Source organism: Streptomyces sp. NBC_00885 (assembly GCF_045207475.1).
Lineage (GTDB): Bacteria > Actinomycetota > Actinomycetes > Streptomycetales > Streptomycetaceae > Streptomyces.
In genome coordinates, this window is the sequence record NZ_CP108796.1 from 6,733,710 (window position 1) to 6,749,312 (window position 15,603).

Annotated in this window: 12 protein-coding genes and 1 riboswitch; of the genes, 6 read left to right on the plus strand and 6 right to left on the minus strand. The window is 71.1% G+C overall.

Annotation, left to right across the window (positions count from 1 at the left end; genetic code table 11):
• Positions 1 to 71: 71 nt before the first annotated feature.
• From cobN to OHA61_RS30545, 5 genes are all read right to left on the minus strand, one after another.
• On the minus strand, positions 72 to 3,737 hold the full coding sequence (gene cobN / locus OHA61_RS30525) for a cobaltochelatase subunit CobN (protein WP_406305733.1): 3,666 nt from the start codon (positions 3,735 to 3,737) through the stop codon (positions 72 to 74).
• Positions 3,734 to 5,314, minus strand: coding sequence for a cobyric acid synthase (locus OHA61_RS30530; protein WP_406305734.1), 1,581 nt, complete (start codon positions 5,312 to 5,314; stop codon positions 3,734 to 3,736). Before OHA61_RS30530 ends, cobN begins: the two co-directional genes overlap by 4 nt.
• Positions 5,311 to 6,276, minus strand: a complete 966-nt coding sequence (locus OHA61_RS30535) for a cobalamin biosynthesis protein (protein WP_406305735.1) — start codon at positions 6,274 to 6,276, stop codon at positions 5,311 to 5,313. The genes OHA61_RS30530 and OHA61_RS30535 overlap by 4 nt, the downstream gene beginning before the upstream one ends.
• A gap of 105 nt (positions 6,277 to 6,381) precedes the next feature.
• Positions 6,382 to 6,524, minus strand: a riboswitch (cobalamin riboswitch).
• Between the two features lie 108 nt (positions 6,525 to 6,632).
• Positions 6,633 to 6,854, minus strand: a complete 222-nt coding sequence (locus OHA61_RS30540; RefSeq protein ID WP_266477759.1) for a hypothetical protein — start codon at positions 6,852 to 6,854, stop codon at positions 6,633 to 6,635.
• 12 nt (positions 6,855 to 6,866) lie between these two features.
• Positions 6,867 to 8,111 carry an anion permease gene (locus OHA61_RS30545; protein ID WP_406305736.1) on the minus strand — a complete coding sequence of 415 codons (1,245 nt, stop codon included), beginning with the start codon at positions 8,109 to 8,111 and terminating at the stop codon, positions 6,867 to 6,869.
• 225 nt (positions 8,112 to 8,336) lie between these two features.
• On the opposite strand from OHA61_RS30545, the gene OHA61_RS30550 reads away from it, so the two are divergent.
• From OHA61_RS30550 to OHA61_RS30560, 3 genes are all read left to right on the plus strand, one after another.
• Positions 8,337 to 9,005, plus strand: a complete 669-nt coding sequence (locus OHA61_RS30550; RefSeq protein ID WP_406305737.1) for a class II aldolase/adducin family protein — start codon at positions 8,337 to 8,339, stop codon at positions 9,003 to 9,005.
• 54 nt (positions 9,006 to 9,059) lie between these two features.
• Positions 9,060 to 10,187 (plus strand): alpha/beta hydrolase, encoded by a 1,128-nt coding sequence (locus tag OHA61_RS30555; RefSeq protein ID WP_406305738.1) that lies wholly within the window; start codon positions 9,060 to 9,062, stop codon positions 10,185 to 10,187.
• A gap of 122 nt (positions 10,188 to 10,309) precedes the next feature.
• Positions 10,310 to 11,773, plus strand: coding sequence for a hypothetical protein (locus tag OHA61_RS30560; protein WP_406305739.1), 1,464 nt, complete (start codon positions 10,310 to 10,312; stop codon positions 11,771 to 11,773).
• 19 nt (positions 11,774 to 11,792) lie between these two features.
• Here OHA61_RS30560 and OHA61_RS30565 read toward each other — a convergent pair whose 3' ends face one another.
• Positions 11,793 to 12,197 (minus strand): VOC family protein, encoded by a 405-nt coding sequence (locus OHA61_RS30565; protein WP_406305740.1) that lies wholly within the window; start codon positions 12,195 to 12,197, stop codon positions 11,793 to 11,795.
• A gap of 284 nt (positions 12,198 to 12,481) precedes the next feature.
• Here OHA61_RS30565 and OHA61_RS30570 point away from each other — a divergent pair, with 284 nt between their 5' ends.
• The 3 genes from OHA61_RS30570 (at position 12,482) to OHA61_RS30580 (ending at position 15,602) form a co-directional block, all read left to right on the plus strand.
• Positions 12,482 to 14,080: an ABC-F family ATP-binding cassette domain-containing protein gene (locus OHA61_RS30570; RefSeq protein ID WP_406305741.1), complete on the plus strand. Its 1,599-nt coding sequence runs from the start codon at positions 12,482 to 12,484 to the stop codon at positions 14,078 to 14,080.
• Between the two features lie 383 nt (positions 14,081 to 14,463).
• A complete protein-coding gene (locus OHA61_RS30575) occupies positions 14,464 to 14,682 on the plus strand; it encodes a helix-turn-helix domain-containing protein (RefSeq protein ID WP_019060653.1) in 219 nt (72 codons plus the stop codon).
• Positions 14,683 to 14,810: 128 nt separating this feature from the next.
• On the plus strand, positions 14,811 to 15,602 hold the full coding sequence (locus OHA61_RS30580; protein ID WP_406305742.1) for an enoyl-CoA hydratase/isomerase family protein: 792 nt from the start codon (positions 14,811 to 14,813) through the stop codon (positions 15,600 to 15,602).
• Position 15,603 lies beyond the last annotated feature (1 nt).

Genomic DNA, 15,603 nt, shown 5'->3' on the forward strand with positions numbered 1-15,603 from the left:
CTCTCCTCGATGGTGTTCGGGCGGTGGGCTTGATTGGGGGGAAGCGGCGGGGCCGGGGGCGGGAAAGACCTTCACGCGTCCCCCTCCAGCTCGCCCTCGAGCTCCAGGTACGTCGCCCGCAGCCGCTCCAGCGTCCCCTCGTCCGGTTCCGCCCACAGCCCCCGGTCCGCCGCCTCCAGCAGCCTTTCCGTGATCCCCCGCAGCGCCCAGGGATTGGACTTCTGCATGAACTCCCGGTTCTCCGGATCGAAGACGTACTCCGCCGACAACTTCTCGTACATCCAGTCGTCGACGACACCCGCCGTCGCGTCGTACCCGAACAGATAGTCCACCGTCGCGGCCATCTCGAACGCGCCCTTGTAGCCGTGCCGCCGCATCGCCGCCATCCAGCGCGGGTTGACCACCCGCGCCCGGAACACGCGGTGCGTCTCCTCGCCCAGGGTGCGCGTCCTGATCTGGTCCGGGACCGCCGAGTCGCCCACGTACGCCTCGGGCGACTCACCCGTCAGATGGCGCACCATCGCGACCATCCCGCCGTGGTACTGGAAGTAGTCGTCCGCGTCGACGAGGTCGTGCTCCCGCGTGTCCACGTTCTTCGCGGCGACCGCGATCCTGCGGAACGCCGTCTCCATGTCCCCGCGCGCCGCACGCCCGTTCAGCCCGCGCCCGTACGCGTATCCGCCCCACACCGCGTACACCTCCGCGAGGTCCGCGTCGGAGCGCCAGTTGCGTGCGTCGATCAGTGGCAGCAGACCTGCTCCGTACGCCCCGGGCTTGGAGCCGAAGATCCGCGCGGTGGCCCGCCGCCGGTCCCCGTGCAGGGCAGTGTCCTCGTCCGCGTGCGCCCGTACGTAGTTGGAGTCGGCCGGTTCGTCCAGCTCGGCCACCGCCCGTACGGCGTCGTCGAGCAGCCCCACCACATGAGGGAAGGCGTCCCGGAAGAAGCCGGAGATGCGCACCGTCACATCGATGCGCGGCCGCGCGAGCTCCTGCAGCGGCACCACCTCGAAGCCCGTCACACGCCGGGACGCGTCGTCCCAGACCGGGCGGCAGCCGAGCAGCGCCAGGATCTCGGCGATGTCGTCGCCCTGGGTGCGCATCGCCGAGGTGCCCCACACCGTCAGGCCCACCGACTTGGGGTAGGCGCCGGTGTCCGTCAGGTAGCGCGCCACCAGTGAGTCGGCGAGCGCCTGGCCGACCTCCCAGGACAGCCGGGACGGGATCGCCTTGGGGTCGACGGAGTAGAAGTTGCGCCCGGTCGGCAGGACGTTGACGAGGCCGCGCGTCGGCGAGCCGGAGGGGCCCGCGGGCACATAGCCGCCGTTCAGGGCCCGCAGGATGTTGCCGATCTCGTCGGTCGTACGGGCGAGGCGCGGCACGACCTCCTCGCAGGCGAAGCCCAGTACGGCGACGGCGGCGGGAAGTTCGGTGCCGAGCGTGTCGTGCACCAGAGCCGCGCAGTCGTCGGTGCACCAGGCGCGCTCCTCCATGCCCTCGGCGAGCCGCCGGCACAGCTGCTCCAGCAGATCGATCGCGTCGGCGCCGGTCCGGGCCGGACCCCCGACCAGCGCGGTCAGCTCCACCGGGACCTTGACCGGCGCGCCCGGCTCGGCGAGCAGATCCTTCTCGACGAGCCCGAAGTGCTCGGCGAGCGCGGCCCGCAGCCCCGGCAGGGCGCCCGCCTGCCCGCCCCACACCTGCGAGGCGCGCAGCACGGCCAGGACGAGATTGACCCGGGCCTGAGACTCCGGTCCGCCGCCCAGGATGTGCAGGCCGTCCCTGATCTGGACGTCCTTGATCTCGCAGAGGTAGCCGTCGATGTGCATGACGAACTCGTCGAAGTCGCCGTCGTCCGGCTGTTCGTCGACATGCAGGTCGTGGTGGAGCTCGGCGGCCTTCACGAGCGTCCAGATCTGTGCCCGTACGGCGGGGGCCTTCGCCGGATCGAGATCGGACACGAGCGCGTACTCGTCGAGGAGCTGTTCGAGCTTCGCCAGATCGCCGTAGGTGTCCGCGCGCGCCATCGGCGGCACGAGATGGTCCACGACGGTGGCGTGGCCGCGGCGCTTGGCCTGGGTGCCCTCGCCCGGGTCGTTGACGATGAAGGGGTAGATCAGCGGCAGTTCGCCGAGCACGGCGTCCGGGCCGCAGCCCGCCGACAGGCCGAGGCCCTTGCCCGGCAGCCATTCCAGGGTGCCGTGCTTGCCCATGTGCACGATCGCGTCCGCGCCGAAGCCCCCCTCCGATGCCGCGGCCTCCAGCCAGCGGTACGCCGCCAGGTAGTGGTGCGAGGGCGGCATGTCCGGGTCGTGGTAGATCGCGATCGGGTTCTCGCCGAAGCCGCGCGGCGGCTGGATCATGACCACGACGTTCCCGAACCGGAGCGAGGCCAGCACGATGTCGTCGCCGTCGACATAGAGCGAGCCCGGCGGCTCGCCCCAGTGCTCCAGCATCGCCTCGCGCAGCCCGGGATCCACGGTGTCGAACCAGGCCCGGTAGTCGGCGAGCGGCACGCGCGCGGGGGCGGCGGCCAACTGCTCCTCGGTCAGCCACTCGACGTCGTGGCCACCGGCGTTGATGAGCCGGTGGATCAGCTCGTCGCCGTTGTCCGGGTGGCCTTCGACGGAGTAGCCGGCATCGCGCAGGGCGTCCAGGACCCGCACCGCCGAGGCCGGGGTGTCCAGGCCCACCGCGTTGCCGACGCGTGAGTGCTTGGTCGGGTAGGCGGTGAACACCAGCGCAAGCCGCTTCTGCGCGTTCGGCTTGTGCTTCAACTCCGCGTGGCGCACGGCGATTCCGGCGACCCTCCCGGCCCGCTCCGGGTCGGCGACGTACACCGGCACATCGTCGGGCCCCTGTTCCTTGAAAGAGAACGGGACCGTGATCAGCCGCCCGTCGAACTCCGGGATCGCCACCTGCATCGCCGCGTCCATCGGGGACAGCGCCGCGTCCGACGCCTCCCAGAGCGCCCGCGAGGACGTCAGGCACAGACCCTGGAGCACAGGGATGTCGAGCTCGGCGAGCGCCCCGATGTCCCAGGCCTCGTCGTCGCCGCCCGCACTGGCGTCGCTCGCGCGCGTGCCGCCGGCGGCGAGCACGGTGGCGATCAGCGTGTCGGCCCTGCCGAGCAGCTCGTACAGACCGGGGTCGGCGCCGCGCAGCGAACCGCAGTACACGGGCAGGGCGTTGGCGCCCCGAGCCTCGATGCGGTCGCAGAGCGTGTCGACGAAGGCGGTGTTCCCCGAGAGCTGGTGGGCCCGGTAGAAGAGCACGCCCACGGTCGGCCGGCTCTCGATGTACGCGCGCGTGCCGTGCACGCCCCACTCGGGCATCTTCTGCGGCTCGGCGAAGCCATGGCCCGTCAGCAGCACGGTGTCGGACAGGAAGCGGGCCAGTTCGACGAGGTTGTCCGGACCGCCCTCGACCAGATAGCGCAGCGCCTCGGCCACCACACCCGCGGGCACCGACGACTCGGCCATCAACTCCGCGTCCGGCACCGTCTCGCCGCCGAGCAGCACCGTCGCAATCCGGGCCGCCTTCAGCGCGGCGAGACCGTCCTCCCAGGCCCGCTTCCCGCCGAGAAGACGTACTACGGCGATGTCGGCGCCCTCGATCAGCGCGGGCAGTTCCTCGGTCACGTCGACACGGGTGGGGTTGCCGATCCGGTAAGGCGCCCCGGAGGCCCGGGCCGCCAGCAGATCGGTGTCGGCGGTGGACAGCAACAGCACGGTGCTCATGGCGCTCCCGGTGGAATGAAGGGCAGTCCCGACGGAGCGCCCGACTCGATGAGCCTCAACAGCGCGTCCGTGTCCGCGTGTTCTTCGATCAGATCGCCGAGGCGTTCCAGCTGCTCCTCGCGCAGCGCGCCGAAGCTGGTGTCCGGCGCCGGTACGAAACGCCGTCCCGAGGCTGCTGCCACCTCCCGCAGAAAGGCGCGCCTGAAGCGGTCGCTCTCCAGCGAGCCGTGCCAGTGCGTGCCCCACACCGACCCGACCCGGCAGCCGTCCAGGCTGTGTCCACTGTCATCAGAGATGAACGCCTCTCCGCCCAGCACTTCGGCGACCCCGTGATGGATCTCGTACCCCTCGACGCTCTCGCCGAGCGCCGTGCCCACGGGCCGCGCGAGGGTCTTGTCCCGGGCGAACCGCACCCGTACCGGCAGCAGCCCGAGCCCGTCTACGGCGCCCGCGCGCGACTCCACCTCGTCCTCGATGTGCTCGCCCAGGAGCTGGAAGCCGCCGCAGATGCCGAGCACCGGCCGCCCCTCGGCGGCCCGGCGCGCCAGAGCGTCCGCGAGCCCGCGCTCGCGCAGCCACGCAAGCGCCTTGATCGTGCCCCTCGTGCCCGGCACGACCACCAGATCGGCGTCGACGAGCTCCTCGGCCCGGTCCACGAAGCGCACGACGACGCCGGGTTCGGCGGCGAGCGCGTCCACGTCCGTGAAGTTCGACATCAGCGGTACGGCGCACACGGCCACGCGCAGCACGTCCTCGCCGACGGGCGGCGCGACCATCGACTCCCGTACCGCGCCGCGCAGCGAGACCCGCAGCCCGTCCTCCTCGTCGATGCCGAGACCGTGCGCGAAGGGCAGCACGCCATAGGTGTGCCGCCCGGTCAGTCCGTACAGCATCTCCAGGCCGGGTTCGAGGAGCGTCACATCGCCCCGGAACTTATTGACCAGATAGCCCGCGATCAGTGCCTGGTCCTCGGGGGCGAGCAGTGCGGTCGTACCGAAGAAAGAGGCGAAGACGCCGCCGCGGTCGATGTCTCCGACCACGAGCACCGGCAGGCGCGCGGCCCGTGCGATGCCCATGTTCACGATGTCCGTACGCCGCAGATTGATCTCGGCCGGACTGCCCGCCCCCTCGCAGATCACGGCTTCATACGTGCCCCGCAGCTCCTCCAGGCACTCCACGACGGTCCCGAACAGGGACTCCTGCCGCCCGCCGTACAGCGTTTTCCCGGGGGACGACCCCCCAGCCCCCCCGAAGAACCCGCGGGCGCTGAGTTCACCCACCGGCCTGCCCATCAGCACGACCTGACTGGAACGGTCGCTGCCGGGCTTGAGCAGCACCGGGTTCATCAGCGCGCTCGGCTCCACACGGGCCGCCTGCGCCTGCATGGCCTGCGCCCGTCCGATCTCCGCGCCCTCGCGCGTCACGAACGAGTTGAGCGACATGTTCTGCCCTTTGAAGGGCGCGACCTTCACCCCCTGCCGCACCAGCCAGCGGCAGATCCCTGCCGTCACGACGCTCTTGCCCGCGTCGGACGTGGTTCCCGCGACCAGCAGTCCGCCGCCCCTGTGCCCGATCATCCCCGCCCCTTTCCCGCGCGCCGTGCACGCAGCGCATGCCCCGCGAGGCGCCCTGCCGCGCAGGTCGCGAGTGTCAGCCAGCCGACGCGGCGCGAGAGCCGCACGGCACGTTCGATGTCGCCGAACTGGACAGGGCGGCCGTCACCGTTGAGTACGGGACGGTGCTCGACGCGTCCGGCGTAGGAGAGCGTTCCGCCGAGCCGTACGCCGAGCGCACCGGCGAAAGCCGCCTCCACCGGGCCCGCGTTGGGGCTCGGATGTTTCTTCGCGTCGTCCCGCCAGGCCCGGGCGGCTCCGCGCGCGTCCCCGCCCGCGAGCACCGCCAGCGCCGCGGTGAGCCGGGCGCCCGGCCAGCCCGCGACGTCGTCGAGCCGGGCCGAGGCCCAGCCGAACCGCCGGTAGCGGGGCGACTTGTGGCCGACCATCGCGTCCAGGGTGTTGACCGCCCGGAAGCCGACCAGCCCCGGCACACCGGCGAGCGCCCCCCAGACCAGCGCGCCCACCACGGCGTCCGAGGTGTTCTCGGCGACGGATTCGACGACCGCTCGCGCGATCTGCTGCTCGTCCAGGGCCTGCGGATCGCGCCCGCACAGATGCGGCAGCCGTTCCCTGGCCACCTCCACGTCCCCGGCGGCCAGCGCGCCACCGATGGCGCGTGCCTCCCGGCCCAGCGAGGTGCCGCCGACGACGGCCCAGGTGGCGGCTGCGGTCAGTGTGAAGGACGCGGCCGAGCGGCCCCGTACTCCATGGCTCAGCAGTGCGGCGGCAGCGGCGGCGCCTCCGGCGCACACCGCGGTGTGCAGCGCGCCCCACCCCCGGTGATCACGCCACAGCACACGCTCGACACCACCCGCGGCCCGCCCGAACGCGGCGACCGGATGCCCTCGGCGGGGATCGCCCAGAAGCAGGTCACCGGCCAGGCCGGCGGTGGCGCCGTACACGAATCGGCGGTCGGCACGCATGGAATCAGGCCGTCGTTCCGCCTCGTTGGAACCTCGTACTCACCGCAGGAACCGAACCGCAGCCGCGCATGGCGATATGTCCTCACTCAGGGTGTCCGCGCCCTGGTTCGACGTGACCGGCGGTGAGAGTTCCTGGCTTCCGGGGGAGTGTTCCCCCGTGACAGTGGCGGGACCGCGCCGGATTCGCACCGGCTTCCTCTTCTGCCGCCGTAGATGGCCCCGGCAGTCCACCACGCTGCGAGAACGGGCGTCAACTGGCCTTTGACCTGCACGGGAAGAGTGTGTTGGGGCACACACGCGAGCCGGGTCACCCGATGGGGTGACCCGGCCCGGACCCGACGTATCCGAAACGGCTGTCAGGTGACGATCAGATAGATCCCGTACGCCACGGCAGCCGCGCAGAGCGCGAAGCACGCGTACGCCCCGGTGCGCGCCAGAACCGCGGAGCCGCCGCTCGTGGCCGCCGACTCCTGCTTGGTCAGGCCCACCACGCCCAGGGTGAACAGACCCACCAGGGCGACGGTGGCGACGAGGCTCACGCCGAAGACGGAGCCGAGTGCTGCCCAGTCGATTTTCATGCTGATCTGTCCTTACACCGTGGCCGGACGCGTCGGCTCTGAGCCGCTCGCGGGGGCCGGAGCCGGGATGGTCGACTTGATGTCCTGCGCGGGCGTGCCCGCCGGCGGCGGGGTGACGGCCGCGATGGCGGCGGTCACGACGCCCGCGGGTTCGGCGTCCGTGTCATTGACGTTGGTGTGGTCGACCACCTGGCGGCGGGAGACGAACCAGATCGCGGCGCAGGCGCCGATCAGGAAGGCCGCGACGACCGCGACGCCCCAGTCGCCCTGCTTGGTCACGAACTCCGAGCCCGCGGCGACCAGAGCGGCGGCGGGCAGCGTCAGGCCCCAGGCGACGAACATCCGGGTGGCGGTGGACCAGCGGACCACGCCGCCCTTGCGGCCCAGGCCCGCGCCCATCACGGCGCCGGAGCAGGAGTGCGTCGTCGACAGCGAGAAGCCGAGGTTGGAGGAGGCGAGGATGACGCTGGCGGCACTGGTCTGGGCGGCGAAGCCCTGCTGCGGCTGAAGGTCCGTCAGGCCCTTGCCCATGGTGCGGATGATGCGCCAGCCGCCGAGGTAGGTGCCCATCGCGATCGCGAGACCGGCGGAGAGGATGACCCACATCGGGGGGTTGGAGCCGGGCGAGAGCACGCCGCCGGCGATGAGCGCCAGCGTGATGATGCCCATCGTCTTCTGGGCGTCGTTGGTGCCGTGGGCCAGCGAGACGAGGCCCGCCGAGGTGATCTGGCCGGCGCGGTAGCCCTTCGCGGTGGCCTTCCCGTCGGCGTTCTTGCCGATCTTGTACGTCAGCCGGGAGGCCAGGAAGGCGGCGATGCCGGCCACCAGGGGGGCGGCGATCGCGGGGATCAGGACCTTGGTGACGACGGTGCCGCCGTTGACGCCGCCGATGCCGACCGAGGCGACCGTGGCGCCGATCAGTCCGCCCATCAGGGCGTGCGAGGAGCTGGACGGCAGACCGATCAGCCAGGTCATCAGGTTCCACAGGATGGCGCCGACGAGCGCCGCGAAGATCACTTCCGGAGTGATGCCGGACTCGGTGACGATGCCGCTGGAGATCGTCTTGGCGACCTCGACCGACAGGAACGCACCGGCAAGATTGAGCACGGCGGACATGGCCACCGCCGTCTTGGGCTTCAGGGCGCCGGTCGAGATGGTCGTCGCCATCGCGTTGGCGGTGTCGTGGAAACCGTTTGTGAAATCGAACACGAGAGCTGTCGCGATCACGATCGCTAGCAGCAGCGTGATGTGTTCCATTTACCCAGGCAATCTCTTGACGTCAGTGGCGCGGTGAACGTATTTAACCTGGATGAACGGAAGATGAACTAGGGGGGGCGTCGTGGTGTTCTGAAGTGAGGATTTGTCACTCTGCTTGTCGGGGTGGCGGCAGCGCCGCTGAAATACGGCTTTCAAGACGATTTGCGTGATCTCCGTCACCCGTCCGTCCCTGTGGCATCCGGCCCCGCCTGACAGGATCGCCGCATGACCGACCAGGTACGGCAGGACGCGATCGAGCGGGCGTGGCAGGACCTCGTGGCCACGGCCCGCCGTACGGCTGCGGAGGGCCTCGTGGTGGGCACGTCGGGCAATGTCTCGGTACGGGTCGGGTCGCTCGTCCTGGTCACCCCGAGCGGAGTCCCCTACGACCGGCTCACCCGCGAGGACGCCGTCGCCGTCGACCTCGACGGCAATCAGGTCCTCGGCGACCTCGCCCCCACCAGCGAGCTGCCCCTGCACCTGGAGCTCTACCGCAACACATCCGCCGGCGCCGTGGTCCACACCCATGCCGTACACGCCACCGCCGTCTCCACCCTCGTCCCCGAACTCCCGCTCATCCACTACATGGCCGGGGCCATGGGCGGGCCCGTCCGTGTCGCGGAGTACGCCCTGTACGGAACCGAGGAACTGGCCCGGAACATGCTCCGAGCCCTGCACGAACGCACCGCCTGCCTCCTGCAGAACCACGGAACCGTCGCCTACGCGGACTCCCTCGACCAGGCCTACGACCGCACCGCCCAGCTGGAGTGGATGTGCCGCCTCTGGCTGACCGCCGCGTCTGTGCCCGGACACGCGCCCACCCTCCTGACGAGCTCCCAGCTGAGTGAGGCCTCCGAGAAGCTCCGCAGTTACGGGCAACCGGACACCCCCTGACACCGACGGCTCCCTCCGCTGGCAGGGCGGCACGCGGGTGCCGACACTGGAACGGTGCGCCCGCTTACCGCGACGGCAGCAGCCGTCACCACACTGATCGGCGTCGGCGCGGCCGTGATAGCGGCCGGCCGCTACGCAAGCGACGCCGCGCTCAAGACAACGCCGGGACGCCCGCTGCCCGGCGACCCGCGGCTCACCGTGCACTCCACGGCCGCCGGTCATGTGACGCTCACCCGCAGCCTCGCCACCCAGCGCCCCGGCCGGTACGGAATCGAGGGCGAGGACGTCCACGCCGTCATCGGGGCCGTACTCGACGAGGTGCCGCGCCGCGCCGACACCGTCGTACGCCGGCTGGAGCGGGTCAGCCACGGCAGCCTCGAGCCCGGCACCAAGGTCCGGCTCACCCCGCGGGTCTACGACGGCGACCCGGCCGGCGCACTCGGGCTCGACCACAAGGACGTCGACATACCCGGCGAACTCGGCACGCTGCCCGCCTGGTTCGTGCCGGGTCCCCGCGAGACCTGGGTCATCACGGTGCACGGCCTGGGCGCGACCCGGGAACATCCGCTGAACCTCCTGCCGTTCCTGCACACCCTGCGTTTCCCGGTGCTCAACCTCGGCTACCGCGGAGACCCCGGCGCACCCCCGCCGCCCGACGGGCTCGGGCACCTCGGCGACTCCGAGTGGCGCGACCTGGACGCGGCCATCCGCTACGCCGTGAGCCAGGGCGCCGAGCGCGTCATCGTGCACGGCTGGTCCACCGGCGCGTCCATGGCCCTGCACGCCGCCGCCAACTCGGCCCTGCGCGACCGGATCAGGGGCCTCGTCCTGGACTCCCCGGTCCTCGACTGGGAAGCCACGCTGCGCAGCCTGGCCGCCGCCCGCGGCACACCCGCGCCCCTGCTGCCGCTCGCCGTCAGGGCGGCCCAGGGCAGGACGGGACTGCACGGCGACCGGCTGCTCGAAGCCGCCGATCCCCAGGCCATGCGGGTGCCGACCCTGATCTTCCACGGCCCCGACGACGCCCTCGCCTCCTGGCAGCTCTCCCGCGAACTCGCCGCACGCCGCCCCGAACTGGTCAGCCTGCACACCGTGCGGAACGCGCCGCACGCCGCCATGTGGAATGCGGACCCGGAACGCTACGAAGAGGCCCTGCGCCGTTTCCTCACCCCCCTGATGTAGCGCCCTGCCGTCCCTCGGAGGTGTCCGGCGGCCCCTTGAGACGACCCTGCCGGGAGGGCCGCTCAACGAACCGAAGAGGTTCCGTTTGGGCTTTCGGGCTGTCAGCGGGAAGACTGCTCCCCGTGACGTCCCGAAAGCCTGAAGAGCAATTGGCGCGCAACTCCAGACTCCGTCTTGTCCGCCCGCGATCGCTGGCCACCGCACGGCGGGCCGTGACGACCCGGGGTACCAGGCCGGCACCCCGGCCTCCCGAGGGCACCCCTGTCCCCTCGGAACTGGCCCGACAGGCCAGGACAGTCCTCGCCGACGCCGTCCGCATCGCCCGCTGGGCGGCGGTCGAGAGGGACCCCAGCACCGCCCAGCTCACCGGGCGGACCCAGGAACGGGCCGCCGTCGCACTGGAGTTGACCCCGCTCCAGGTGCGCGCCGGCTGGGACCGTGCCCGACTGGCCGGACTCGTCGAGCTGCACGGCGACACGGCCCGCCCCGGCTGGCGGCTGCACGCCTGGGACCGCGACGACATGGCCGTACTGCGCGGCTGGGTCGCACTCTTCGACGCCTGGTCGCTGGTCCACCCGGCGCCCGAGGACGTCGCCCCCACGGCGGTGGCCGAGGTCGTCGAGGCCGTGCCCCAGGTCCTTTCCCTCCTCCAGCTGTCGGCCGGCCCCGTGCTCGTAGGGGTGCTGCTCGATCTGCTTCAGCAGCGGGTCGCCGAACTGCGCGAGGAGCGCTGCGAAGTCCCCTACGGCCCGCAGCCCGAGCACTCCGGCGCCGACGCCGACCGCGGGTCGGACTCCGAACCCTTCCCTGAACCCGTCCCCGAGCCCGATTCCGAGCCCGACTCCGACGCCGGTTCTCCCGTACCCGTCTCCCTCCTGCTCGACTGGGCCCTGGAAGGGCTGTCGGCCGTCGGCGCGCTCACGCTCGACACGGGCCGCTCGGCCACCCTGACCCCGCTCGGCAACTGGGCGGTCTGGGTCAAGCTGGAGCAGATCTGCGTCGCCGCCCAGAGTCCGGCGGGCAATATCGAACAGTCCGCCGGGGACATGCTGCGCGGCTGCGCCCGCCTCACCCCCGGCCCTGCCCGCGCCGAGTACCGCGCCTGGCTCGCCGCCCGCACCGTCTCCAGCGCCGTCACCGAACTCCTGGGCGTCGCACGCGGAGAGGACGCCCTGCTGCGCGGCCTGGCCTTCGAGGCGCTGCGTGTCGTCGGCGCCCCCGCCGAGGCCGAGGTCCGCGCCGCCGCCGACGAGCCCTCGCTGCGCCCCTACGTCCTGCTCTGGCTCGCCGAGCACGAGGGCGCGGACCCCGAGGACGCCGCCGACGTCCTCACCCGCGAGGAAGCGACCTGGCTCTGGGTGGACACCGCGGCGGCCGTCGCCGACCACGGCGAGCCCCAGCTGCTGCTGCGCCATCTCGACTCCGCGGTCCAGGGCACGGTCCCCTCGCTGCTCGACGAGGTCCGGGCCGGGGGCCACCCCCGCACGGTGCAGGTCCTGGTCGCCCTGGCCGCCGCGCACCCCGATCCGGCCCTCGCGAAGGCCGTACGCCGGGCGGCGTTCCAGGTCCACACCGGCGGCGCGTAGCCGTGCGTCGGGGGCGGGGCTATGCCCCCTCCGCCCCCGGCGCGTACGTCCCGAAGCTCCACACATTGCCCTCGATGTCCCGCGCCATGTAGTCCCGCGCCCCGTAGTCCTGGTCGGTCGGCGGCATCACGACGTCCGCGCCGTGCTCCACGGCCCGGCTGTGGTGCGCGTCGACGTCGTCGACATGGACGAACACCCCCATCGGCCCGCCGCCCTCCATCAGCTTGTCGAACTCGCTGCCGGTGCCCTTGCTGCCCAGCATCACCATGCCGTTGCCGAAGGTCAGTTCGGCATGCACCACGGCGCCCGCCTCGTCCTCGTACACCGCGTGCTCGGTGAAGCCGAAGGCCTCGGTGAGCTGTTTGATCGCGGCCTTCGCGTCGGCGTACCTCAACGTCGGACAGATACTTGGTGACTGAGTCATCTCGATCACTCCTCAGGCTCGACGGTGGAAATGTGATCTGCATCTCAGTCTTGCAGTCGCCACTGACAGTCGGCCGCAGGCGTTGCACCGGGCCATGTCGCCGTTGGCGAAGCCGTCGCAGTCCGCCCCTTCTGTCTCTGGGGCCGCAGCGGCGAAAGCCGGCGCAAAACCACTTGCAGGGCCCCGGTAGACTGGCCCGTATGGCAATTCTCCTTGCGCATTAGGCGGCGTCGAAGCTCGCGCGCCCGTCCCTTCCGCCGTCCATACCGCCCTGGAGTCTTTCCGTGATCACCGCTTCCGGCATCGAGCTGCGCGCCGGCGCACGCGTTCTCATCGAGTCCGCTTCCTTCCGTATCGCCAAAGGTGATCGCATCGGCCTGGTAGGCCGCAACGGAGCGGGCAAGACCACCCTCACCAAATGCCTTGCGGGCGAAGGCATCCCCGCGGCCGGCGCCATCGCCCGCTCCGGCGAGGTCGGCTATCTCCCGCAGGACCCGCGCACCGGCGACCTCGACACCCTCGCCAGCGACCGCATCCTCTCGGCCCGTGACCTCGACTCCGTACTGAAGAAGATGCGCGAGAACGAGGACCGGATGGCGAACGGCAAGGGCGCCACCCGCGAGAAGGCGATGAAGAAGTACGAGCGCTTGGAGACGGAGTTCCTCACCAAGGGCGGTTACGCCGCCGAGGCCGAGGCCGCCACCATCGCCGCCGCGCTCGGCCTGCCCGACCGGGTCCTCGGCCAGCCGCTCCATACGCTCTCCGGTGGTCAGCGCCGCCGCGTCGAGCTCGCGCGCATCCTCTTCTCGGACGCCGACACCCTGTTGCTCGACGAGCCCACCAACCACCTCGACGCCGACTCGATCGTCTGGCTGCGCGACTACCTCAAGACCTACCGCGGCGGCTTCATCGTCATCTCCCACGATGTCGACCTCGTCGAGACGGTCGTCAACAAGGTCTTCTACCTGGACGCCAACCGATCCACGATCGACGTCTACAACATGGGCTGGAAGCTTTACCAGCAGCAGCGCGAGGCCGACGAGAAGCGCCGCAAGCGTGAGCGGCAGAACGCCGAGAAGAAGGCGGCGGCCCTCAACTCCCAGGCCGACAAGATGCGCGCCAAGGCCACCAAGACGGTTGCCGCGCAGAACATGGCCAAGAGGGCCGAGCGGTTGCTCGCGGGGCTCGACGAGGTCCGCGTCTCCGACAAGGTCGCCAAGCTGCGCTTCCCGGAGCCCGCACCCTGTGGCAAGACCCCGCTGACCGCCGAGGGCCTGTCCAAGTCGTACGGCTCCCTCGAGATCTTCACCGATGTGGACCTCGCGATCGACAAGGGCTCCCGGGTCGTCATCCTCGGCCTCAACGGCGCGGGCAAGACGACGCTGCTGCGGCTGCTCGCGGGCGTGGAGACCCCGGACACCGGAGCGGTCACCCCCGGCCACGGCCTCAAGCTCGGCTACTACGCCCAGGAGCACGAGACGCTGGACCCGGAGCGCACGGTTCTGGAGAACATGCGCTCCTCCGCGCCGGACCTCGATCTGGTCCAGGTGCGCAAGACGCTGGGCTCGTTCCTGTTCTCCGGCGACGACGTCGACAAGCCGGCCGGTGTGCTCTCCGGCGGTGAGAAGACCCGTCTGGCGCTGGCCACCCTGGTCGTATCGTCCGCGAACGTCCTGCTCCTGGACGAGCCGACCAACAACCTCGACCCGGCCAGCCGCGAGGAGATCCTCGGCGCGCTGCGCACCTACAAGGGCGCGGTCATCCTCGTCACGCACGACGAGGGAGCGGTCGAGGCGCTGGAGCCCGAGCGCATCATCCTGCTGCCGGACGGCGTCGAGGACCTCTGGGGCGCGGACTACGCGGACCTGGTGGCGCTGGCCTGACCGGTCCCGGACCGGTGCCTCAGGCGCGCCGGACCGGCCTTTTGCGGTCCGGCCGGCTCTGATCCACTCCGTATGGATCATTCGGCCTACGCGTGATCCATCATCTGAGTGAGAACGTCTCGTACCCCGGCGTGGCACCGAGCGGATCAGCACCGTCCGGTGCTCTTCCCCGCCCGTCCCGCTTGCGCGGCGCTGACCTGCGACTTCTGCGGGGAATCCGTGCGGACGTGCGGACAGCCGCACGCGGAATTGGGGATTCCGCTCGTGTCGGCCGCTTACCTGACACCAAAGCTTGTCGTACGGACCTTGCCGAATGGGTGGCCAGGAAGGCCCCGAGGGGTGATCATGAGAGTCCAGAGCGCACTTCCCATGAGGAGGCACGGGTGGCCGAGACTCTGAAGAAGGGCAGCCGGGTAACCGGCGCCGCGCGCGACAAGCTCGCGGCAGACCTGAAGAAGAAGTACGACTCCGGTGCGAGCATCCGGGCGTTGGCCGAAGAGACCGGCCGCTCCTACGGATTCGTCCACCGGATGCTCAGTGAGTCCGGAGTCACGCTGCGGGGACGCGGCGGAGCGACGCGAGGCAAGAAAGCTTCGGCCTGACCGTCGAGGCTCCTCCGGTCCACCGGTTTCCACGGTGGCCACCCGGTCGGTCGCAGGGTCGGCCGGGTGGTTACTGTGCAGTCACTTAACTTCGTATGCAGTGACTGCACCCGAACCGGAGGCGCCCCATGACTTCGCTCGACTCTGTGCTCGACAAGGACGGCGTACGGCTCACCGTCGAGGACGCGGTTGCCACGGTGACCCTGACCAACCCGGACAAGCGCAACGCCCAATCTCCCGCTCTGTGGCGGGCGTTGGCGCAGGCGGGTCGGTCATTGCCGGGCGACGTGCGGGTCGTGGTGCTGCGCGGCGAGGGCAAGTCCTTCTCCGCGGGGCTCGACCGGCAGGCGTTCACGCCCGAGGGCTTCGACGGCGAGCCGTCCTTCCTCGACCTCGCACGCGGCTCCGACGCGGAGCTCGACGCGGTCATCGCCGAGTACCAGGAGGCGTTCACCTGGTGGCGCCGCAGTGACATCGTCACCATTGCGGCCGTCCAGGGTCATGCGATCGGTGCCGGATTCCAGCTCGCCCTCGCCTGCGACCTCCGGGTCGTCGCGCAGGACGTGCAGTTCGCCATGCGCGAGACCAGCCTCGGGCTCGTCCCCGACCTCACGGGCACGCACCCGCTCGTCTCGCTCGTCGGCTATGCCCGCGCGCTGGAGATCTGCGCCACCGGCCGCTTCGTCCACGCCGACGAAGCCGAGCGCACCGGCCTGGCCAACCTTGTCGTGCCCGGTGACGAGCTCGACAGCGCGGTCGGCGACCTGGCGGCGGCACTGGTCGCCGCGCCTCGGGATGCGGTGATCGAGACCAAGGCACTGCTGCAGGGTGTGAGCGGCCGCTCCTACGCGGAACAGCGCACCGCCGAGCGGGCGGCGCAGGCGCGCCGGCTGCGCGATCTGGCCGGCATCGGCGACTGAT